The sequence below is a fragment of the Halomonas alkalicola genome, assembly GCF_030704205.1.
In the GTDB taxonomy this organism is placed as follows: domain Bacteria; phylum Pseudomonadota; class Gammaproteobacteria; order Pseudomonadales; family Halomonadaceae; genus Halomonas; species Halomonas alkalicola.
Map to the genome: position 1 here is coordinate 2951488 of NZ_CP131913.1, position 21336 is coordinate 2972823.

13 protein-coding genes and 3 pseudogenes are annotated in these 21336 nt (G+C 69.8%); 6 read left to right on the forward strand and 10 right to left on the reverse strand.

The features are described from left to right. Positions 1-7 precede the first annotated feature (7 nt). From B6N23_RS13915 to B6N23_RS13930, 4 genes are all read right to left on the reverse strand, one after another. Entirely contained in the window at positions 8-1537 is a 1530-nt protein-coding gene (locus B6N23_RS13915; RefSeq protein WP_305499960.1) for an ABC transporter permease, read from the reverse strand. Then, on the reverse strand, positions 1534-2316 hold the full coding sequence (locus B6N23_RS13920; RefSeq protein ID WP_305499962.1) for an ATP-binding cassette domain-containing protein: 783 nt from the start codon (positions 2314-2316) through the stop codon (positions 1534-1536). The genes B6N23_RS13915 and B6N23_RS13920 overlap by 4 nt, the downstream gene beginning before the upstream one ends. Positions 2317-2327: 11 nt before the next feature. After that, the gene (locus tag B6N23_RS13925; RefSeq protein WP_305499964.1) at positions 2328-3185 is read right to left on the reverse strand and encodes a putative selenate ABC transporter substrate-binding protein; all 858 of its coding nucleotides are present in this window, start codon (positions 3183-3185) and stop codon (positions 2328-2330) included. Between the two features lie 121 nt (positions 3186-3306). Beyond that, complete coding sequence (locus B6N23_RS13930; protein ID WP_305499966.1) at positions 3307-4167, reverse strand: MurR/RpiR family transcriptional regulator; 861 nt, start codon at positions 4165-4167, stop codon at positions 3307-3309. 228 nt (positions 4168-4395) lie between these two features. Between B6N23_RS13930 and zwf the strand changes: the two genes are divergently transcribed. The 3 genes from zwf to B6N23_RS13945 are packed head-to-tail and all read left to right on the forward strand — an operon-like array spanning position 4396 to position 7277. Then, positions 4396-5904: a glucose-6-phosphate dehydrogenase gene (zwf, locus tag B6N23_RS13935; RefSeq protein WP_169959069.1), complete on the forward strand. Its 1509-nt coding sequence runs from the start codon at positions 4396-4398 to the stop codon at positions 5902-5904. 11 nt (positions 5905-5915) lie between these two features. Further along, entirely contained in the window at positions 5916-6584 is a 669-nt protein-coding gene (gene pgl, locus B6N23_RS13940) for a 6-phosphogluconolactonase (RefSeq protein ID WP_169959068.1), read from the forward strand. Positions 6585-6602: 18 nt separating this feature from the next. Continuing rightward, the gene (locus tag B6N23_RS13945; RefSeq protein WP_305499969.1) at positions 6603-7277 is read left to right on the forward strand and encodes a bifunctional 4-hydroxy-2-oxoglutarate aldolase/2-dehydro-3-deoxy-phosphogluconate aldolase; all 675 of its coding nucleotides are present in this window, start codon (positions 6603-6605) and stop codon (positions 7275-7277) included. Between the two features lie 176 nt (positions 7278-7453). Here the strand turns inward: B6N23_RS13945 and pgi are convergent, their stop codons facing one another. The 3 genes and pseudogenes from pgi to pyk form a co-directional block, all read right to left on the reverse strand. Next, positions 7454-9118 (reverse strand): glucose-6-phosphate isomerase, encoded by a 1665-nt coding sequence (gene pgi / locus B6N23_RS13950; protein WP_305499971.1) that lies wholly within the window; start codon positions 9116-9118, stop codon positions 7454-7456. A 54-nt stretch (positions 9119-9172) separates the two neighbouring features. Next, positions 9173-9653 (reverse strand): annotated as a pseudogene (locus tag B6N23_RS13955) (methylglyoxal synthase). 4 nt (positions 9654-9657) lie between these two features. Then, positions 9658-11128, reverse strand: a pseudogene (pyk, locus tag B6N23_RS13960) (pyruvate kinase). Between the two features lie 300 nt (positions 11129-11428). Between pyk and gap the strand changes: the two are divergent. After that, positions 11429-12451 (forward strand): type I glyceraldehyde-3-phosphate dehydrogenase, encoded by a 1023-nt coding sequence (gene gap, locus B6N23_RS13965; protein ID WP_169959063.1) that lies wholly within the window; start codon positions 11429-11431, stop codon positions 12449-12451. 214 nt (positions 12452-12665) lie between these two features. On the opposite strand, the gene B6N23_RS13970 is transcribed toward gap, so the two are convergent. From B6N23_RS13970 to fruB, 3 genes and pseudogenes are all read right to left on the reverse strand, one after another. Beyond that, the gene (locus B6N23_RS13970; RefSeq protein ID WP_305499976.1) at positions 12666-14408 is read right to left on the reverse strand and encodes a PTS fructose-like transporter subunit IIB; all 1743 of its coding nucleotides are present in this window, start codon (positions 14406-14408) and stop codon (positions 12666-12668) included. Continuing rightward, on the reverse strand, positions 14405-15385 hold the full coding sequence (gene pfkB, locus B6N23_RS13975; protein ID WP_305499977.1) for a 1-phosphofructokinase: 981 nt from the start codon (positions 15383-15385) through the stop codon (positions 14405-14407). The genes B6N23_RS13970 and pfkB overlap by 4 nt, the downstream gene beginning before the upstream one ends. Then, positions 15385-18337: pseudogene (gene fruB, locus B6N23_RS13980) on the reverse strand (fused PTS fructose transporter subunit IIA/HPr protein). Before fruB ends, pfkB begins: the two are co-directional and overlap by 1 nt. 168 nt (positions 18338-18505) lie before the next feature. Between fruB and cra the strand changes: the two are divergent. Both cra and B6N23_RS13990 read left to right on the forward strand, forming a co-directional pair. After that, entirely contained in the window at positions 18506-19507 is a 1002-nt protein-coding gene (gene cra, locus B6N23_RS13985; RefSeq protein WP_305499978.1) for a catabolite repressor/activator, read from the forward strand. A gap of 73 nt (positions 19508-19580) precedes the next feature. Beyond that, entirely contained in the window at positions 19581-21299 is a 1719-nt protein-coding gene (locus tag B6N23_RS13990) for a class I SAM-dependent DNA methyltransferase (RefSeq protein WP_305499979.1), read from the forward strand. Positions 21300-21336 lie beyond the last annotated feature (37 nt).

Sequence of the window (21336 nt, forward strand, 5' to 3'; positions counted from 1 at the left end):
CGCTGGCCTACCGCGCGCAGGGGTCGTCCATGACGGCCCCGTCCTTCGGCCTGATTCGCCGCGAGAGCGCATCCACGGCGATGTTCAGCATCGCCGTGACCGTGACCAGCAGCAGGAAGAAGGCCACGTCGAACAGCAGGTAGTCGAAGCCCTCCTCGATGTAGAACCCCAGCGTCGCCACCCCCAGCATCCCCAGGATCGCCGTCTCGCGCAGGATCACCTCGGCGCGGTAGTAGAGCAGTGCCAGCATCCCGGGATAGAGCCGCGGCAGCAGCTCGTAGGCTAGCCGGCCCGGAGCGGAGAGCCCCGGCATGGCGGGCTGGATGGCATCGGCGTGGCGCGCCACCAGGAAGGCGATCAGCGCGCCGTTGTGCAGCGCCAGCGCCAGCCAGGCGGGCAGCAGCGAAGGACCCAGCAGCAGCAGGAAGAGGAAGGCCAGCATCATCTCCGGCGTGGAGCGCAGCGCGATCAGCAGGCCATGGCCGGCGAGCCGGGTGCCGCGATTGCCGAAGTGCCGGCAGGCCAGCGGCCAGAGCGCCATGGCCACCACCAGCGCGCCCACGGTGCCCAGCAGCCCCAGCAGCAGGGTATTGCCGATGGCCGGCCCCAGGTCCGGGATGCGCGACAGCCACTCGACCAGGCCCGGCCAGTCGCCGGCCAGCAGCGCCCGTGGCCAGATGTCCTCGGAGACGAAGCGCCACACCAGGGCGCCATCCACGCTGGGCCAGGGGCCCAGCAGCCAGGCGCCGCCGATCAGCAGCACCGGGATCAGCCGTCGGTGGCTCCACCCGGGCAGGCTGGCGATCAGCAGGTAGAAGAGCCAGAGCAGGGCCCCTGCCTCGTGGTAACGCCCCTCCCGGAAGGCCGTCTCCAGGTGGAAGCCGAGCGTGGGCAGCCCCACGAAGCCCAGCAGCACGCTGGCGCGCAGGGCGCACTCGAAGCGGTAGCGGGTATAGGCGGCGAGCTGCGCCCAGGCCAGCGGCAGCTCCGCATAGACGAAGCGCACCAGGCGGCCGGTGCCCGGGGGCAGGGCGTCGCGGGGCGCGCGGGGCGTCTGCTCGAGGATCTCCGCATAGACCTTGGCGAAGATGCCGGCATAGGGGATCGCCAGAGCGGCCAGTGCCGTGAAGGCGGAGAGCCCGAACACCTGCAGGAACAGCAGCGCCCAGAACAGCTCGTGAATCGCCCGCACGAAGGCGCAGCCGGCGCGTACCAGCCGGGAGCGGGCGAACAGCAGCGCCAGCGGGAAGCCCAGCACCACCCCGGCCAGGGTGCCCCAGATCGCCACCGCGACGGTGAGGCCGACGGCGGTGAGCGGCGACTCCAGTGATCCCCAGGCGGGCCAGGCCATGCCCATGGCCATGCGGCCGAGTTCCGCCCAGGGGTCCCGGGTGTGAATGGCGAGATCGGCCAGGGGCGCCAGCACCACGGCCAGCGCCAGCAGCGCCAGGGTATGGCGGGCCAGCCGCAGCCCGGGGGTGGTGCCCCGCCACCAGTGGCGGCCGTGGCGGGGCGGGTGGGGCAGCGCCTCGTTCACGGGCGGCCCCGGGCGCAGGGCAGGGCCTCCGGGCTCGGCATCCCGGCCGCCGCCGGCGCACCGAAGGCGCCGGCCGGTTCGTCAGCATCCGGGTAGAGGGCGTCGAGCTCGGCCAGGGTCAGGGTCGCCGCCGGGGCGTCGATCACCAGGTGGCCGTCGCGCAGCCCCCACACCCGGTCGAAGTGGGACAGCGCCAGCTCGCGCTGGTGCAGGGCGACCACCGAGGTGGCGTGGCGTGAATCGATCAGCGCCAGCAGGCGCAGCGCCTGGTGGGGGTCGACGCTGGCCACCGGCTCGTCGCCCAGAAAGAGGTCGCGCCCCTGGTAGAGGGCGCGGCCGATGGCGACCCGTTGGCGCTGGCCGCCGGAGAGCTGGCCCACCGGGCGCCGCTCGAGCCCTTCGAGCCCCAGCAGCGCGCACAGCTCGCCCACCTCCCGCCAGGGGCGGGAGAGCGGGCGCACCAGGTTCCACAGGCCGGCCAGCGTCGAGTGCTCCGGCAGCCGTCCCATGAAGACGTTGTGGTAGACGGCCAGCTGCGGCACCAGGCCGTGGTGCTGAGGGCACCAGGCCGCGTGCCGCCCGAGTCGGGCGCGCAGCTCGGCGAGCAGGGTCGACTTGCCCGAGCCGCTCTGGCCCAGCAGCGCCACGCGCTCACCCTCGTGCAGGGTGAGCGTCAGCCCGGGCAGCACCAGGTGCTGGAGGCGCCCCTGGCGGTCGCGACCGTGGCCGAGATCCTCGCCCTCGAAGCGGATCAGCAGCCGGCGTTGCTCGCTCTCCATGGCGTCTGCCCTCAGCGCAGCAGGCCGAGCTCTTCCGCGACCTCCTCGATGGGCGCGTAGAGGGCGTTGTCGGCGGGGATGAAGGCCTCGCGGGGGAAGCTCGCCAGGAGCTCCGGGTCGTCCATCTCCAGGAAGGCGGCCTGCACCTTGTCGGTGAAGCCCTCGCCGAAGCGTGCGTCGGCGTCGCCGCGCAGGGTCCAGTTGTAGTCCGGGTAGGTCGGGGTGGCCCAGATGACCGAGACCCTGTCGGTGTCGACGCGGCCATCGGCCACGGCGGCTTCCCAGACGGTGTAGTTCACCGCGCCGATGTCCCAGGTGCCCGCTTCCACCAGGGCGATGGTGCGGGAGTGGTCGCCGGAGTAGCCGACCCGGGAGAAGAAGGCCTCGGGGTCGACATTGTCGAAGCGCTGGCGGAAGAAGTGCTCCGGCATCAGGCGCCCGGAGGTGGAGGTGCGCGAGCCGAAGGTGAGGCTCATGCCCTCGAGCTCGTCGGGCAGCTCGTCGGCCAGCGACAGCCCCGTCGATTCATGGGCGATGAAGTAGCTCATGAAGGCGTCGTCCTCGCTGCCCTGGGCCAGCGCCTGGGAGTTCGGCACCAGGCGGCGCGCTTGCACCCCGGAGAGGCCGCCGAACCAGGCCAGCTGGACCTGGTCGTTGCGGAAGGCGGTCACGGCGGCGCTGTAGGACTTGACCGGCACGTACTCCACCGTGACGCCGAGGCGCTCCTCGAGGTAGTCGGCGACCTTGCCGAAGCGCTCCACCAGGCGCGCCTGGTCCTCGTCGGGGATGGCGGTGAAGCGGAAGGTCTCGGCGGCCGCGCCCTGGGCAAACAGGGCGAGGGCGGCGGCGGCAAGGGCGAGGCGGCGCATGGAGGCGGCTCCGTGGCAATGAGGCAGGGCCGCCAATGGTAAGGGATGGCGCGGGAATGGCAAGCTGTCGGAGGGCCCTGGGCCAGCCTCTCGCGGGCAGTTGGCTGGCGCGTCGCGGGGCTCAGCGCCGGCCGGCGGGGTAGCGGGTATCCTTCAGGCTGTCCTTGATCTTCTTCAGGTGGCCGAGGAAGTCCTCGCCGCGCCGCAGGGTCACGCCGGTGGCCAGCACGTCGATCAGCGCCAGCTGGATCATCCGCGAGGTCATCGGCATGTAGTGGTCGGTGTCCTCGGGGGTGGTGACCTCCAGGGTCTCGGTGCACTCGCGAGCCAGCGGCGAGTCGGGGGCGGTGATGCCCAGCACCACGGCGCCGCTCTCCCGGGCCAGGCGGGCGATGTCGACCAGCTCCCGGGTGCGCCCGGTCCAGGAGATCACCACCACCACGTCGCCGGTATGGCAGCTCGAGGCCACCATGCGCTGCATCAGCACGTCGACATAGGCGGTGACCGGTATGTTGAAGCGGAAGAACTTGTGCTGGGCGTCCTGGGCCACGGCGCCCGAGGCGCCCAGGCCGAAGAAGTGCAGCTGTCGCGCCTGGATCAGGTAGTCCACTACCCGCTCGATGCGCAGCGGGTCGGTCTGGCGACGGGCGTTGTCCAGCGCGGCAATGGTGGCACCGAAGATCTTCTCGGTGTAGTCGGCGGCCGTGTCGTCGGGTTCCACCGCCTGGCTGACGTAGGGGGTGCCGCCGGCCAGGCTCTGGGCCAGCTTGATCTTGAAGTCCGGATAGCCCTTGGCATCGAAGCTGCGACAGAAGCGGTTGACGGTAGGTTCGCTCACCGAAGCCGCCTGGGCCAGGGTGGCAATGCTCATGCCGGTGGCGGTTGCCGGGTCGGCGAGGATGACATCGGCAACCTTGCGCTCGGAGCGGTTGAGCTCCTCGAGGCGCTGACGAATGCGATCGATCAGGTCGTGACGGGCCATGGCGCGGTGGCGCTCTCCATGCTGGGCGGGACGGGGCCGCGGGGTGAAGCCGGAACGGGTGATGTAGTGATTTAACTACATTATGCTGACTATCCTAGCCCGAGGAGGTCGGCCGCGGCCAATCGTCCTCGGTGGCTGGCAATTAATTGCGTAAGATTACAACAAATCATTGTCTTGATCCCGGGATTCGGGTATTTTTTTGGTAATCCAACGAAAAGAGAGGCGGACATGAGTCACTTCAGCCGGTCCGGCCAGGCAGCCAGCACCGACATCGACCTGGCGCTGTTCGGCGCCCTTGGCGACCTGGCGCAGCGCAAGCTCTTTCCGGCGCTGTTCCAGCTCGATCGCGAGGGTCTGCTCGACCCGGGCACGCGCCTGCTCGGCCTGGCACGCCAGGAGCTCGACCTCGACGGCTTCAAGGGGCGCGTCGAGAAGGCGCTCACGACCTACGTCAAGGCCGAGGAGCTCGACCGCAAGGCCCTCACGCGCTTCCTGGCGCGGCTCGACTACCGCCAGCTCGACTTCACTCGCGTCGAGGGCTATGCGGCGATTCAGGAGTGGCGCAAGGCGGGGCGCGAGGCGGGGCAGGAGCGCCCCATGGTGGTCTACCTCTCGGTGGCGGCAAGGATCTACGGCGACATCTGCCGCCACCTCGAGGCCAGCGGCAGCCTGGACGACCAGAGCCGGGTGGTGGTCGAGAAGCCGATCGGCTACGACCTGGCCTCCTCGGCGGAGATCAACGACGCCATCGGCGCCGTCTTCCCCGAGTCTCGCGTCTACCGCATCGATCACTACCTGGGCAAGGAGACGGTGCAGAACCTGATCGCGCTGCGCTTCGCCAACCCGTTGTTCGGCACCCAGTGGAACCAGAACCATATCTCCCATGTGGAGATCACCGTGGCCGAGCAGGTCGGCATCGAGGGGCGCTGGGGCTACTTCGACGACGCCGGCCAGCTGCGCGACATGGTGCAGAACCACCTGCTGCAGCTGGTCTGCCTGATCGCCATGGACCCGCCGGCCAACCTCGACGCCGATGCCATCCGCGACGAGAAGGTCAAGGTGCTCAAGGCGCTCAGGCCCTTCACCGACGACATGCTGGGGCGTGACGTGGTGCGTGGCCAGTACACGGCGGGCACCATCAACGGCAAGTCGGTGCCCGGCTACCTCGAGGAGGAGGGGGCCAATACCGAGAGCCATACCGAGTCCTTCGTGGCCATGAAGACCGGCGTGGAGAACTGGCGCTGGGCCGGCGTGCCCTTCTACCTGCGCACCGGCAAGCGCATGCCCGAGAAGCTCTCGCAGATCATCATCCACTTCCGCCAGCAGCCCCACTACATCTTCGACCCCGACCAGCGGGGACTCGCCGCCAACAAGCTGGTGATCCGCCTGCAGCCGGAGGAGGGCATCGCCCTGGAGGTGCTGACCAAGGACAGCGGACTGGACAAGGGCATGCGTCTGCGCCGTGGTCCGCTGCACCTGGACTTCAACAGCGCCTTCCCCAAGTCGCGGATTCCCGATGCCTACGAGCGCCTGCTGCTCGAGGTGATGAAGGGGCAGCAGTACCTCTTCGTGCGCCGCGACGAGGTCGAGCACGCCTGGCAGTGGTGCGATAACCTGATTGCCGCCTGGGCCGATCGCGATGAGCCGCCGCGCCGCTATCCGGCCGGCTCCTGGGGGCCGGTCGCATCGATTGCCATGATCACTCAGGACGGGCGCAGCTGGTATGAGGATTACTGAGGAACTCCAAGATGAGTGAGCTTTGCCGAGAACGCCTGGCCACCCAACTGGCCGAGGCCGTGGCCGAGGCGCTGCGACAGGACCTGGCGAGCCAGGAGCGTGCCCTGCTGGTGGTCTCCGGTGGTTCCACGCCGGTGCCCTTCTTCCAGGCGCTGGCGGCCTGCGAGCTGCCCTGGTCGCGGGTCGAGGTGACCCTCGCCGACGAGCGCTGGGTGCCCCCGGCCCATGCCGACAGCAATGCCCGCCTGGTGGGCGAGCACCTGCTCAAGGGCCCGGCGGCGGCGGCCAGCTTCGTGCCCCTGACCACAGATGACGCCACCCCCGAGCAGGGCGCCGAGGTCGTGGCCGAGCGTGTTGCCGGCCTGGCCTGGCCGGCAAGCGCGGTGGTGCTGGGCATGGGCGGCGATGGTCACACCGCCTCGCTCTTCCCCGACAGCCGGGAGCTTGCGCTGGCGCTCTCCACCGCCGAGGCGGCGGTGGCCGTGCGTGCCCGGAGCCAGTCTCAGCCGCGCCTGACCCTTTCCGCCGATCGGCTGCACCGCTCCCGGCGCCACTTCCTGCACATTACCGGCGGCGACAAGCGTGACATGCTGGTCCGGGCGCTGTCGGGCGATGACGTCCGTGAGCTGCCGATCCGCGCCTTTCTTTCCTGCCCGCTGGCCATCTACTGGGCCCCCTGATCTCATGGAGAGACACCAATGACCTTCGACAAGAGCATCGACAAGCAGCTGCCCTCCACCCGCACCACCGAGCTCGACAGCATCTGCCTGAAGGCCGAGGTGATCCCGGTGCTGGCCATCCAGCGCGTGGAAGACGCCGTGCCCCTGGCCACCGCCCTGGTCGAGGGTGGCCTCACCGTGCTCGAGGTGACCCTGCGCACCGACTGCGCCCTGGAGGCGGTGCGCCGCATCAAGGCGGCGCTGCCCCAGGCCAGCATCGGCGTGGGCACCGTACTGACCCCGGCCCAGTACCGCCAGGCCGAGCAGGCCGGCGCCGACTTCGTGGTCACTCCCGGCACCACCGAGGCGCTCTATCGCTATGGGGTGACCAGCCCGGTGCCGATGCTGCCGGGCGTTGCCACTGTCTCCGAGCTGATGACCGGTTGGCAGTTCGGCTACCGCCGCTTCAAGTTCTTCCCCGCCGAGGCCAGCGGCGGCGTCAAGGCGCTCAAGGCCTTCGCCGGCCCGATCCCCGAGGCGCGCTTCTGTCCCACCGGCGGCATCAACCTCGACAACGCCGAGGACTACCTGGCGCTCAAGAACGTGATGTGTGTGGGCGGCTCCTGGCTGACCCCGAACTCCCTGGTGGAGGCCGAAGACTGGAACGGCATCCGCCAGCTGGCCCGGGAGGTGGCCGAGCGCTTCCACCACTGACTCCCTCCCCAGGTTCCCTGCGAAAGAAGTTCCCTGCGAAAGAAGTTCCCGCGTGCTCTCTCGACAGCCTCTTGCTGTCCCTCTCCCCGGCCCTCGTGGCCGGGTTTTTTTTCTCCCGAAACGAGCCCGAAACGAGCGGGGGCCGGCAGTTGCCGGCCCCCGCGCTGCACGCTGACTCAGCGCCGGCGGCGCTTGCCGCCCTTGTCGGAGGGCGTCGCCGCGGGCTCGTCGGCGCTCGCCCGGGGAGCGCCGTCGGCCGCGAAGTGGCCACGCACCAGCGCCAGCAGCCCCTGGGTGGAGGCGTCGAAGTCCTGGCTCTGCTCGTCGATGCGCTCGCTGATCTCGCCGGCGATGCGCTTGCCGAGCTGCACGCCCCACTGGTCGAAGGAGTTGATGTTCCAGATCACCCCCTGGACGAACACCTTGTGCTCGTAGAGGGCGATCAGCGCGCCGAGGTTCCTCGGCGTCAGCTCATCGAGCAGCAGCACGCTGGAGGGGCGGTTGCCGGGGCAGCTGTAGGGATCGAGGCGGCTGCCGCTCTGGCTGCCCTCCATGAAGGCGTTGGCCTGGGCCAGCATGTTGGTGAGCAGGGCGAAGTGGTGCTCCTCCATGCCGGGCTCGGGCTTCAGCGAGGCGATGAAGTCGATGGGTACGTAGCGCGTCCCCTGGTGGAGCAGCTGGAAGAAGGCGTGCTGGCCGTTGGAGCCGGTCTGCCCCCAGACGATGGGCCCGGTCTTGTAGTCCACCGGGTGGCCGAAGATGTCCACCGACTTGCCGTTGGACTCCATGTCGAGTTGCTGCAGGAAGGCCGGCAGCTGATGCAGCGCCTGGTCGTAGGGCACGATGGCCTGGGTCTCGGCGCCGTGAAAGTTGATGTACCAGATGCCGATCAGCGCCATCAGTACCGGCATGTTCTCCCGGAAGGGGGCGGCGAGGAAGTGCTGGTCCATGGCGTAGGCCCCCTCCAGCAGCTCCATGAACCCCTCGAAGCCGATGGAGAGGGCGATGGGCAGGCCGATGGAGGACCACATCGAGTAGCGACCGCCCACCCAGGCCCAGAACTCGAAGACGTTCTCCTCGCGGATGCCGAACGCCATGGCCGCCGTCTTGTTGGTGGAGGCGGCGATGAAGTGGGCGCCCACGTCGGCATCCGGGCCGGCGGTCTCCACGAACCAGCGCCGGGCGGTATGGGCGTTGAGCAGCGTCTCCTGGGTGGAGAAGGTCTTGGTGGAGACGATGAACAGGGTGGTGGCCGGGTCGAGGCGGCTCAGCACCTTCTGGATATGGGCGCCGTCGACGTTGGAGACGAAGTGGAAGTTCAGCTCCGGGTGGCGGTGCTTGAGCAGCGCCCGGCAGGCCATGTTGGGCCCCAGGTCCGACCCGCCGATGCCGATGTTGACCACGTCCCGGATGCGCTCGCCGCTGTAGCCCTTCCACTCGCCGCTGCGCACCGCCTCCGAGAACTGGCGGATCTGCTCCCGGGTGCGCTGGATCTCCGGCATCACGTCCTGGCCGTCCACCATCAGCGGCCCCTCGGCGAGGTTGCGCAGGGCGGTGTGCAGCACCGGGCGGTCCTCGGTGACGTTGATGATGTCCCCGGAGAACATCTGGGCGCGACGCTGCACCAGCGCCGAGTGGTTGGCCAGCTCGATCAGCCGGTCGAGCACCGCGTCGGAGACCTGGTGCTTGGAGTAGTCGAGGAAGAGGCCGCCGACGCGCAGGCTCATCTTCTCGAAGCGCTGGGGATCGGCGGTGAAGTAGTCGCGGATGCGGTCGTTGGCGGTCTGCTCATGCAGGCGCTTGAGTGCCTGCCAGGTCACGCTGCGGGTCAGCTGGAACATCGGAAGCCTCGCCTCTTGTCATTGATGGGGTCGATGGGAGCCGGGTCGGGAGTGTCAGTCGGCGTTGCGGGTCGAGACCCAGGCGCCGGCGTCGGGAATGGTCATCTCGTAGGCCGATTCCAGCCAGGGCGAGCTGATCAGGAAGTCGGCGCTGGCGGCGTTGCAGGCCACGGGGGATGTTCCACAGGGCGGCGAGTCGCAGCAGCGCCTTGACGTCGGGATCATGGGGTTGGGGGGCGAAGGGGTCCCAGAAGAAGATCAGCAGGTCGAGCCGCTGCTCGGTGATCAGGGCGCCGATCTGCTGGTCACCGCCCAGCGGTCCGCTCAGCAGTCCCTTCACGGGGAGCCCCAGCGCCTTGGCCACCCGGCCCGCGGTGGTGCCGGTGCCGGTGAGCTCGTGGCGGGCCAGGGTCGCCTGCCAGCGTGCCGCCCACGCCAGCAGCTCGTCCTTCTTGCCGTCATGGGCGATCAGCGCGATGCGCTTGCGGGCGGGCAGGGTGCGGGTCACGGTGTGCTGCGGACGTGGGTCGCTCATGGTGTTACGCCTCGAGGATCTTCAGGGTATTGGTGCCGCCATGGGCGTTCATGTGGTCGCCGCGGGTCAGGATCACGTGGTCGCCGGGGGCGGCGATGCCCTTCTCCACCAGCAGCGCCAGCGCCCGGTCGTTGAGCTCGGTGGGGGCCATGTCCTGGGTATCGAAGGGCAGCGAGACTACCCCACGGTAGAGCGCCATGCGCCGCTGCGCCACCGGGCTGTGGGGCGAGCCCGACGATGGGCAGGCCGGAGCGGATCCGCGAGGCGATCAGCGGCGTGTAGCCGGTGGAGGTCATGCAGGCGATGGCCGCCACGCCCGAGAGGTGGTTGGCGGCGTACATGGCGGAGAGCGCGATGGTCTCGTCGATGCGCGAGAAACCCTCGTGGATGCGGTGGCCGGAGGCCTGGGCGACCCTCTCCCGCTCGGCGCCCAGGCAGACCCGGTCCATGGCCTCGATGGTCTCCACCGGGAAGCGCCCGGCGGCGGTCTCGGCGGAGAGCATCACCGCGTCGGTGCCGTCGAGCACGGCGTTGGCCACGTCGAACACCTCGGCCCGGGTGGGCAGCGGCGCTTCGATCATCGACTCCATCATCTGGGTGGCGGTGATCACCGCCCGATTGAGGGTGCGGGCGCGCTTGATGATGCGCTTCTGCATGCCGATCAGCTGGGCGTCGCCGATCTCCACGCCGAGATCGCCGCGGGCCACCATCACCGCTTCAGAGGCCTCGATGATGCCGTCCAGGGTCGCCTCGTCGGCCACGGCCTCGGCGCGCTCCAGCTTGGCCACCAGGCCGATCTCGCGCCCGGCCTCGCCGAGCAGCGCCCGGGCCTCGGCCATGTCGGCGGCGCTGCGCGGAAACGACACCGCCAGGTAGTCGACGCCGATCGCCACGGCGGTGGCGAGGTCGGCGCGGTCCTTGTCGGTGAGCGCCGGAGCCGAGAGGCCGCCGCCCTGCTTGTTGATGCCCTTGTTGTTGGAGAGCCTGCCGACTACCACCACGGTGGTGTGGACCTCGCGCCCCTCGACGGCGGTGACGTCGAGCACCACCCGGCCGTCGTCGAGCAGCAGGCGGTCGCCCGGGGCGACATCGTCGATCAGCTGCTGGTAGTCGCAGCCGACCCGCTCCGGCGTGCCGGCGTTGCCGTCGAGGGCCATGTCGAGCACGAAGGGGGCACCCTCGGCGAGCTCGACGGCGCCCTCGGCGAAGCGAGCGATGCGGATCTTGGGCCCCTGGAGGTCGCCGAGGGCGGCGACGCTCCGGCCCAGGCGGTCGGCGATCTCGCGCACCCGGGTCAGGCGCTGGCGGTGGTCGTCGGGGGAGCCGTGGGAGAAGTTGAGGCGCACCACGTCGACGCCGGCCGCGATCATGGCCTCCAGCACGCCCTCGCGATCGCTGGCCGGGCCCAGGGTGGCGACGATCTTGGTGCGGCGGATGGGGTCATGGATGGAGGAGTGGTGAGGCTGGCTCGACATCGCGGTCTCCTGGGGCAAGGGGCTGGGTGTCCAGAATAGCGGGTTATCTGTAAGTTTACTACCAATAGGGCGGAGATCTGGTTCGTGATAAGTGTCAGCTCCCAGATAATGGTTAGTTTTTAAGCGTTATGAATGTAAACTTACCAAAATAATCTTGAATCCTTCCCTCCGCTGAGGCACATTGCGGAGAGGACGAGCCCGTGGGCAAGTCGGGCGGCGACCGGCCGCCACCTCCGCCGACCGGCTCCCCCCGGACCACGACAAGATCACAACAGGGCCACCGCCTGGGAGGAGAGAACCATGACCCTCAAGATTGCCATCAATGGCTTCGGCCGCATCGGGCGCAACGTGCTGCGCGCCCTCTACGAGAACGGCTATCGCCACCGCGTGCAGGTGGTGGCCATCAACGACCTGGGGGATCCCGCCCTCAACGCCCACCTGCTGCGCCACGACACCGTGCACGGCCACTTCCCCTTCCCGGTGGAGCATGACGAGCAGAGCCTGCGCGTTGACGGCGATCGCATCGCCATCCTCTCCGAGCGCGACCCGGCGGCGCTGCCCTGGAAGTCGCTTGGCGTCGATCTGGTGATGGAGTGCACGGGCCTGTTCACCCAGCGTGCCGCCGCCGCCAAGCACCTCGCGGCCGGCGCCCGGCGGGTGCTGATCTCCGCGCCGAGCCCGGATGCCGATGCCACCGTGGTCTACGGGGTCAACGAGGAGGTGCTGCGGCCCGAGCACAAGGTGGTCTCCAACGCCTCCTGCACCACCAACTGCCTGGCGCCGGTGGCCCAGGCGCTCCACGAGGCGGTGGGCATCGAGAACGGCCTGATGACCACGGTGCACGCCTACACCAACGACCAGAACCTCTCCGACGTCTACCACAGCGACCCCTACCGGGCGCGCAGCGCCACCCACTCGATGATCCCCACCAAGACCGGGGCCGCCGCCGCTGTCGGGCTGGTGCTGCCGGAGCTCGACGGTCGCCTCGACGGCCTGGCGGTGCGGGTGCCGGTGATCAACGTCTCCCTGGTGGACCTGGTGTTCACCGCGAGTCGCGACACCACCCGGGAGGAGATCAACGCCATCGTCGCCAGGGCCGCCGAGGCCTCCCCGGTGCTCGCGGTCAATGCCCAGCCGCTGGTCTCCATCGACTTCAACCACGACGCCCACTCCTCCACCTTCGATGCCAACCACACCCGGGTGAACGGTCGCCTGGTGAAGGTGATGGCCTGGTACGACAACGAGTGGGGCTTCTCCAACCGCATGCTGGATACCGCCCTGGCGATGCAGGCGGTGAGCGACGCCAAGCGCGACGCGGCCTGATCGCCTGACTTGACCCGGCCAGCCGTCGGGTCTTGAATCGAACGCCGGGACGGGAGACCGTCCCGGCGTTCTCGTGTTCGTCGCCCGGGCGAGAGACCGGCGCACTGCGCGACGCGGAGGGCGGGGCCGGCAGCCAGTCGAGCGCCATGGAACACAGCATCAGGGCCGGGCTGGTGCCCGGGCCCTGTGGCTGGGTGGTGCCGTCGGTGAGGGCTCAGGTGGCAGCGCCCACCGCCACCGGGGCGGCGCCGCGCTTGATCGCCGCATAACCCAGGCCGGTGATCAGCGAGCCGATCACGATGGCCGCCAGGTAGAGCAGTACCGGGGTGATGGCGTTGGGGATCAGCAGCACGAAGATGCCGCCGTGGGGGGCCATCAGCTGGGCGCCGACCCACATGGAGAGGGCGCCGGTGACCGCGCCGCCAGCGATGCAGGCGGGGATCACCCGCAGCGGGTCCTTGGCGGCGAAGGGAATCGCCCCCTCGCTGATGAAACACAGCCCCAGCACGAAGGAGGCCTTGCCCGCCTCGCGCTCCGGCTCGGAGAACTTGTTCCGGGCCACGAAGCTCGCGACGCCCATGCCGATGGCCGGCACCATGCCGGCGGCCATGATCGCCGCCATGGGGGCGTAGGTCTGGGAGGCCAGCAGGCCGACGCCGAAGGTGTAGGCGGCCTTGTTGACCGGCCCACCCAGGTCGAAGCACATCATGGCGCCGAGCAGGATGCCCAGCAGTACGGCGTTGGTGGCGTCCATGCCGGCCAGGAAGCTGGTCAGGCCGGCCATGATGGCCGCCACCGGCTCGCCGATCACGTAGATCATGGTCAGGCCGGTGACCAGGCTTGCCACCAGCGGGATGATCAGGATCGGCTTGAGCGACTCGACGCTGGCCGGCAGCTTGACGTGGCGCGCCACCGCCAGGGCCACATAGCCGGCCAGGAAGCCGGCGAGGATGCCGCCGAGGAAGCCCGCCTCGATGTTGGCCGCCAGCATCCCGCCGATCATGCCCGGAGCGATGCCGGGACGGTCGGCGATGGAGTAGGCGATATAGCCGGCCAGCACCGGGATCATCAGGGCGAAGGCGGTGCCGCCGCCGATCTGCATCAGCGCCGCGGCCAGCGTGCCCTCCTGCTCGAAGGCGTCGATGCCGAACACGAAGGAGAGCGCGATCAAGAGTCCCCCGGCCACCACCATCGGCAGCATGAAGGAGACCCCGGTGAGCAGGTGCTTGTAGACCCCCTTCTCCTTGACGCCCTTCGGCGCCTCGCCCTTGGCGGAGGCGTCTGCGCTCTCCACCGCGGCATCGGCCAGGGCCGCCTCGATGGTGGTCTGGGCCTTCTTCAGGGCGTTGCCGGTGGAGGTGCGGTAAAGGCGCTTGCCGGCGAAGCGGGTGGGGTCCACCTCGATATCGCAGGCCAGGATCACCAGGTCGGCGGCGGCGATCTCCTCCTCGGTAAGCTTGTCCTGGGCCCCCACCGAGCCCTGGGTCTCCACGCGGATCTCGTGGCCGAGCGCCTTGCCGGCCTCGGACAGGGCCTCTGCCGCCATGAAGGTATGCGCCACCCCGGTGGGGCAGGCGGTCACCGCCACGATCCGGGCGCCGCCCGGGGCGGCGGCCGGGACCTCGGTTTCGGCCTCCTGCGGTGGGGTGAAGGGGGCCGCCTCGCGCTCGGCGCGGGCCAGGAAGGCCGCCGGGTCGGGCAGCGCCTGGTCGATGGCGGCCTGGAACAGCGGCTTGCCGGCGAAGCGCTGGGGAGCCGGGACCCGCTCGGCGGCGACGATCACCAGATCGGCGGCGGCGATGGTCTCGGCGGAGAGCGGTGCCGGGGGCGCCAGCTCGCCGTGCATCTCGACGCTGGGCGACCAGCCCAGGCGCCTGGCGGCCTGTTCCAAGCGACGGGCGGCAAGGAAGGTGGTGGCCATGCCGCTGGGGCAGGCGGTGACGATAAGGACGTTCATGCGATGGCTCCCCCCGCGCTGGCATCGACATCGTTGAGGCGACGCACGCGGGTCTGTTGTTGGAGGTGGGGGAAGTCGGAGGCGCGGGGGTTGCCCACGCCCAGGTGGCGGACGGACTCGGCGGAGAGCGCGGTGGCCAGGCGCAGGGTCTGCTCCGGGGTGTGGCCCTCGATCACGCCGTGGAGCAGGGCGGCGAGCAGGGTATCGCCGGCGCCCACGGTGCTGGCCACCTCGAGCTGTGGCGGCACCGCCTGCCAGGCGCCGCGGCCGCTGACCCACAGCACCCCGGCGGGGCCCGCCGAGATCAGCGCCTCCTCGACGCCGACCGCATAGAGCCGGAGCGCCGCCTTGAGGCGCGCCTCGAAGCCCTCCAGGGAGTGGCCGGCCCAGTCGGCCAGTTCATGCTCGTTGGGCTTGACCGCGGTGGGACGGGCCTCGATGGCCTGGCCGAGCGCCTCGCCGCTGGTGTCCACCCAGACCGGCAGGCCGTCGGCGCGCAGGTGGGCGATCAGCTCGGCGAGCCCCGCAGGAGAGAGGCCGGGGGGCAGGCTGCCGGCGATCACCACCGCCGCGGGGCGACGCTCGGGGTTGGCGAGGCGGGCGTCGAGCCAGGCCAGCAGCCGCTGCCAGGCTCCCTGGTCGATGGTGGCACCGGGGCCGTTGATATCGGTGACCCGCCCGTCGGCCTCGGCGAGCTTGGCGTTGATGCGGGTCTCGCCGGGCACGCGCAGGAAGGCGTCTTCCACGCCGAGTGCCTCGAAGGCGCGCAGGAAGGGGCCGTCGTTGTCGGCGCCGAGAAAGCCCGACACCGTGACCTCGTGGCCGAGGGCGACCAGCACCCGGGCCACGTTGACCCCCTTGCCGGCGGCCTCGAGATGGGTCTCCCGGGTGCGGTTGACCTCCCCGGGGACGAGCCGCTCGAGGCCGATCGACAGATCCAGGGCGGGGTTGAGGGTGAGGGTGAGGATCCGGGCCATCAGCGCACCTCCAGGGCGTCACGCACCGCCTCGGCGGTGGGTTGGGCGAGTGCCAGCGTGGCCTGGGCACGGGCCTCTTCGAGGTCGAACTCGCGCAGCCGCGCCTTGACCAGCGGCACCTGGCGGGCGCTCACGGAGAGTTCGTCGACGCCGAGGCCGACCAGTACCGGGACCGCCGTGGCGTCCGAGGCCAGCTCGCCGCACACCCCGACCCACTTGCCCTGGGCGTGGGCGGCCTGGACGGTCAGCTGGATCAGCCGCAGCACCGCCGGGTGCAGGCCATCGGACTGCGCGGAGAGCTCGGGGTGGCCGCGGTCGATGGCCAGGGCGTACTGGGTCAGGTCGTTGGTGCCCACCGAGAAGAAGTCCACCTCGGGGGCCAACGTCGGGGCCAGCAGCGCCGCGGAGGGGATCTCGATCATCACCCCGAGCTGGACGTCGGTGGCGCGCTCGGTCTCGGGGATCTCCTCAAGCAGGCGGTCGTAGATCGCCCTGGCCTGCCGGAACTCGCCGAGGTCCTTGACCATCGGCAGCATGATGCGCAGCGGGCGGGACTTTTTATCAACCCCAGCCGCGGGCGCCTTGACCCCAGCCGCAGGCGCTTGTTCCGATTCTGCCGCAGGCGCCGCGGCCATCAGCAGGGCACGCAGCTGGGTCTCCAGCACCTCGGGACGGGTCAGCGCCAGGCGGATACCGCGCAGGCCGAGGAAGGGGTTGTCCTCCCTGGGTACCGGCCAGTAGGGCAGCGGCTTGTCGCCGCCGACGTCCAGGGTGCGGGCCACCAGGGGGCGGCCGTCCAGGGCCTCGGTGGCCTCGCGGTACTCCTCGACCTGGGTCATGAGGTCGGGCATCGCCGCATGGGCCATGAAGATGAATTCGGTGCGCAAGAGGCCCACCCCCTCGGCGCCACGCTCCACGGCGTCCTGTGCGTGAGCGGTGTTACCCAGGTTGGCGGCCACCTCGACGCGGTGGCCGTCGCGGGTCGCCGCGGGCTGGTGGCGGGCCTCCCAGGCCTCGGCCTCGCGGCGGCGCTGGTCGGCCAGGCGCTGTTCGGCACTGGCCAGGCGCTCCTCGGAAGGCGCGACGGTATAGCGGCCCCGGTCGCCATCGAGGATCAGCAGGGTGTCGTTGGCCATCGTCAGCACCCTGTCGCCTGCGCCCACCGCGGCGGGAATGCCCAGCGCTCGGGCCAGGATGGCGCTATGGGCGGTGGCGCCGCCGCGGGCGGTGAGCAGGCCGCGGACCCGGGCGGTGTCCAGGCGGGCCACGTCGGAGGGGCCCAGGTCGTCGGCTACCAGGATATAGGGGCTGTCCGGCGGCTCGGACAGCGCAACGTTGCAGAGGATGCCCAGCACCCGGCGACCCACATCGCGCAGATCGGCGGCGCGTTCGGCCAGTAGCCGGTCCGCGAGCATCTCCTGGGCGCGGGCGGCGGTCTCGATGGCATGCCACCAGGCGGCCTCGGCGGAGGCGCCCTCGGCGATGCCCTCGCGGGCGGCCTGGTGCAGCTCGGAGTCCTTGAGCATCTCCTCGTGCATGGAGAGGATCTGGGCCACCTCACCACCGCGGGCCTGGCGCACCAGGGCCTCGAGCTGGTCCTCACCCTCGAGCAGGGCGGCGTCCAGGCGACGGTTCTCGGCGGCCGGGTCGCCGGCGCGCTCGGGGTACTCGAAACGTGGCAGGCGCAGCACGAAGGCCGGGGCGATGGCCAGGCCCGGGGAGGCGGCCACCGCCGTCTGGGGCTCGTTCTCGACCAGCGGCTCGATAATGACTTCCGGCTCGGGCAGGTGATGCTCGCGGCCCTCGTCGAAGGGCGCGACCGCCTCGCCCAGGCCCTCGGTCACCGCCCGGCAGACGGCCGCCAGGGCACGCTCGGCGGCGTCGGCGGGGAGGTCGCTGCCGTCGATGGAGAAGAGCAGCGGCTGGCCGCGGCGGGCGCCGAGGCCGATCACCTTGGTCAGGCTGGTGGCCGAGACCGCCTGCCCGCTGCCGCAGGCCCTCGGCCAGGCGCACCCGGATCGACACGCCCTGAGCGCGGGCCACCTGGACCAGCTGCTTGGCCGGTCGGGCGTGGAGGCCGTGGGCATTGAGCACCCGCACCGTGGCGGTGATAGCGCTCGCCGTTTCGCCGGCCAGGCGGGCCAGCACGGTGGCGGCGTCGGCGCCGGCCAGGTCGCCGGCGCTGCCGCTCTCCAGCAGGGTGACGAGCCGCTCCAGCAGGCCGTGATGGGCGTCGCCCTGGGCCGCCAGGCAGAAGACCCCGACAAGGCCAGCGTCCCCGATGTTGAGCGGGTGCGCCGGTGTCGCCAGCGCCAGGGCGGGCTGGGTCACCCCCAGGTCGCTTGCCACCAGCCACAGGCCCTGGCCCAGGGCGCGAGGCGCCTGGTCGGCCACGGTGGCGACGAAGGCGTTCTCCACGCAGCCGGCCTGGCGCAGCCGGGCGGCGGCGGCCAGCGCCAGCTCCTGGCTGTCCCGGGCGGGGAAGCCCAGGCAGAGGGTGTCGGCATCCAGGCGCGGCTCCACCACCGTCTTCGACAGCAGCCCGGCGATCTCGCCCCGGGAGTCGGCGGCGGCCAGCCGTTCGGAGATGCCCTCGCGGTCCAGCACATGGGTCAGCTGGCGCAGGATCTCCAGGTGCTCGTCGCTCTGGGCGGCGATGGTCACCAGCACATGGACGCGATTGCCGTCGTGCCAGTCGATGCCCTGGGGAAACTGCAGCACCCGCACCCCGGTGGCACGGACGTGCTCGCGGCTCTCCGGGGTGCCGTGGGGGATGGCGATGGCATTGCCGAGGAAGGTGGAGGACTGGGCCTCGCGGGCGTGCAGGCCGTCGCGGTAGCCATCGGCCGTGAGGCCGGCCTGCAGCAGGGCCTCGGCGGCGTGGTCCAGCGCCGCCTGCCAGTCATCGGCATGGCAGTCGAGCAGGATGTCGTCGGGTGTCAGAGTCAGCATCGGGAATGTCTCGAGGGTTAGTGAATCGAGTCACCATGCCAATAAGGCTGGATCGATTCACTTGAGATGGCAAGGCGAACGGCCTACGACATTGGTCGCATCTCGGTGGGGCGCCAGGTCGGTAGCGGGTGGCGTAGAATCGTGTCACCTCCATCACAAGGGAACGTCATGACGCTCGCAGAAATCGCCCGCCTGGCCGGCGTCTCGCGCACCACGGCCAGCTATGTCATCAACGGCAAGGCCGAGGAACGGCGGATCAGCCCCCAGACCGTGGAGCGAGTGATGGCCGTGGTGCGCAAGCACCGTTACCGGGTCGATGCCCAGGCCGCGGCACTGCGGCGTGGCTCGAGTCGCACCCTGGGGCTGATCGTCCCGGACCTGGAGAACACCAGCTATGCGCGCCTGGCCAAGCGGCTGGAGCGCGGCGCTCGGGAGCAGGGCTATCAGCTGCTGATCGTCGGCTCAGATGATCGGCCGGAGAGCGAGCGCGACCTGGCGCTGGCGCTGCGCGCCCAGCGCTGCGAAGTGTTGATCACCGCCAGCTGCCTGCCGCCAGACGATCCCTTCTACGCCGAGCTGATGGCCGATGGCCTGCCTGTCATCGCCGTGGATCGGGGCTTCGATCCCTCGCGCTTCGTCAGCGTGGTGAGCAACGACGGCGAGGCCGCCGAGCGGCTGACCCGTTCGGTGCTGGGCGAGGGAGTGAAACGGGTGGCCTGGCTGGATGCCGTGCCGGGGATCTCCATCACCCGGGAGCGCCGGGCGGGGTTCGAGCGGGCCCTGGCGGACAGCGAGGCCGAGGCAATCATCGCCAGCGGTGAGCGCTATGACCGCGACGAGGGGGCACGGCTGCTGCGCGAGCTGATCGACGCCCACGGTCTGCCCGATGCCCTGGTCACGGCCTCCTATGCGCTGCTCGACGGCGTCTTCGACGTGCTGCTGGAGGAGGGCGGGCTGCCTCAGGGCCTGCGCCTGGCCACCTTCGGCGACAGCCGGCTGCTGGACTTCCTGCCGCAGCCGGTCAACTCGGCGGTGCAGGACCACGAGCGCATCGCTGCCACGGCCCTGCAGGCCGCCCTGGCCGCGGCCCGCGGCGACTATCGCCCGGGCGAGACGGTCATCGCCCGGCGGCTGCGCTGGCGGCGGCCGGATCGCCAGGCGGTGAGGTAGGGGCTCGGCGCAGCCTATGGACTTTCAGCAGAGCAATTATCAAGCTGTGTGCAAATCAAGCACGAGGTAGCGCATGAACAGCAAGGAGCAGCAGTTCCTCAAGGAGCTGGACGACAAGCTATGGAAGGCCGCCGACAAGCTGCGTGCCAGCCTGGATGCCGCCAACTACAAGCACGTGGTGCTGGGGCTGATCTTCCTGAAGTACGTCTCCGATGCCTTCGAGGAGCGCCAGCAGGAGCTGCTGGCGCTGTTCCGGCACGACAGCGACGACAACATCTATTACCTGCCCCGCGAGGATTTCGACAGCGACGCGGCGTATCTGCAGGCGCTCGGGGAAGAGCTGGAGCTGCTGGACTACTACCGCGAGGCCAACGTCTTCTGGGTGCCCAGGGCAGCGCGCTGGAGCACCCTGAAGGAGAAGGCCGTGCTGCCAGTGGGCAGCGTGCTCTGGCAGGACGGTGTGGGTAATGACGTGAAGCTGCGTTCCGTCTCCTTACTGATCGATAACGCCCTGGAGGAGATTGAGAAGAGCAACGCCAAGCTCAAGGGCATCCTCAACCGCATCAGCCAGTACCAGTTGGAGAACGACAAGCTGCTGGGCCTGATCAACACCTTCTCGGATACCTCCTTCACCCGGCCTGTATTCGACGGCGAGCCGCTGAGCCTGCACAGCAAGGACATCCTCGGCCATGTGTACGAATACTTCCTCGGCCAGTTCGCCCTGGCCGAGGGCAAGCAGGGCGGGCAGTACTACACGCCCAAGAGCATCGTCACCCTGATCGTGGAGATGCTCGAACCCTACTCCGGCCGCGTATACGACCCGGCCATGGGCTCCGGCGGCTTCTTCGTCTCCAGCGACAGGTTCATCGAGGAGCACGCCAGGGAGCAGCACTACGACCCTGCCGAGCAGAAGAAGCACATCTCCGTGTACGGCCAGGAGTCCAACCCCACCACCTGGCGCCTGGCCGCCATGAACATGGCCATCCGGGGCATCGACTTCAACTTCGGGAAGAAGAACGCCGACACCTTCCTGGGTGACCAGCACCCGGACCTGCGCGCCGATTTCGTGATGGCCAACCCGCCCTTCAACATGAAGGACTGGTGGAGCGAATCCTTGGCGGACGATGCCCGCTGGAGGTACGGCACCCCGCCAAAGGGCAACGCCAACTTCGCCTGGATGCAGCACATGCTCCACCACCTGGCGCCCGCGGGCAGCATGGCCCTGCTGCTGGCCAACGGCTCCATGAGCTCCAATACCAACAACGAGGGCGAGATCCGCAAGCGCCTGGTGGAGGAGGACCTGGTGGAGTGCATGGTGGCCCTGCCCGGGCAGCTCTTCACCAATACCCAGATTCCCGCCTGCATCTGGCTGCTGACCAAGGACAAGAGCGGCGGCCTCTCGCCCAACCAGGTGAGAAAGCGCGCCCGCCGCAATGAGTACCTGTTCATCGATGCCCGCCGCCTGGGCTACATGCGTGACCGGGTGCTGCGCGACTTCGCCTCCGAGGATATCGCCACCATCACCGACACCTTCCACGCCTGGCAGCGCGGCGAGGGCTATGAGGATGTCGCCGGTTTCTGCAAGGCCGCCAGCCTGGAGGAGATCAAGAAGCACGACTTCGTGTTGACCCCGGGACGCTATGTGGGCGCAGAAGAGCAGGAGGACGACGGCGAGCCCTTTGCCGAGAAGATGGTGCGGTTGACCGGGCAACTGCGGGAGCAGTTTGCGGAGAGTGATCGGCTAGAGGCCGAGATTAAGCGGAATCTTGGGGGGCTGGGGTATGACATCTAAGCCTTTTGGAGAATTGCTAAGCATTCCGGTAAGGAAT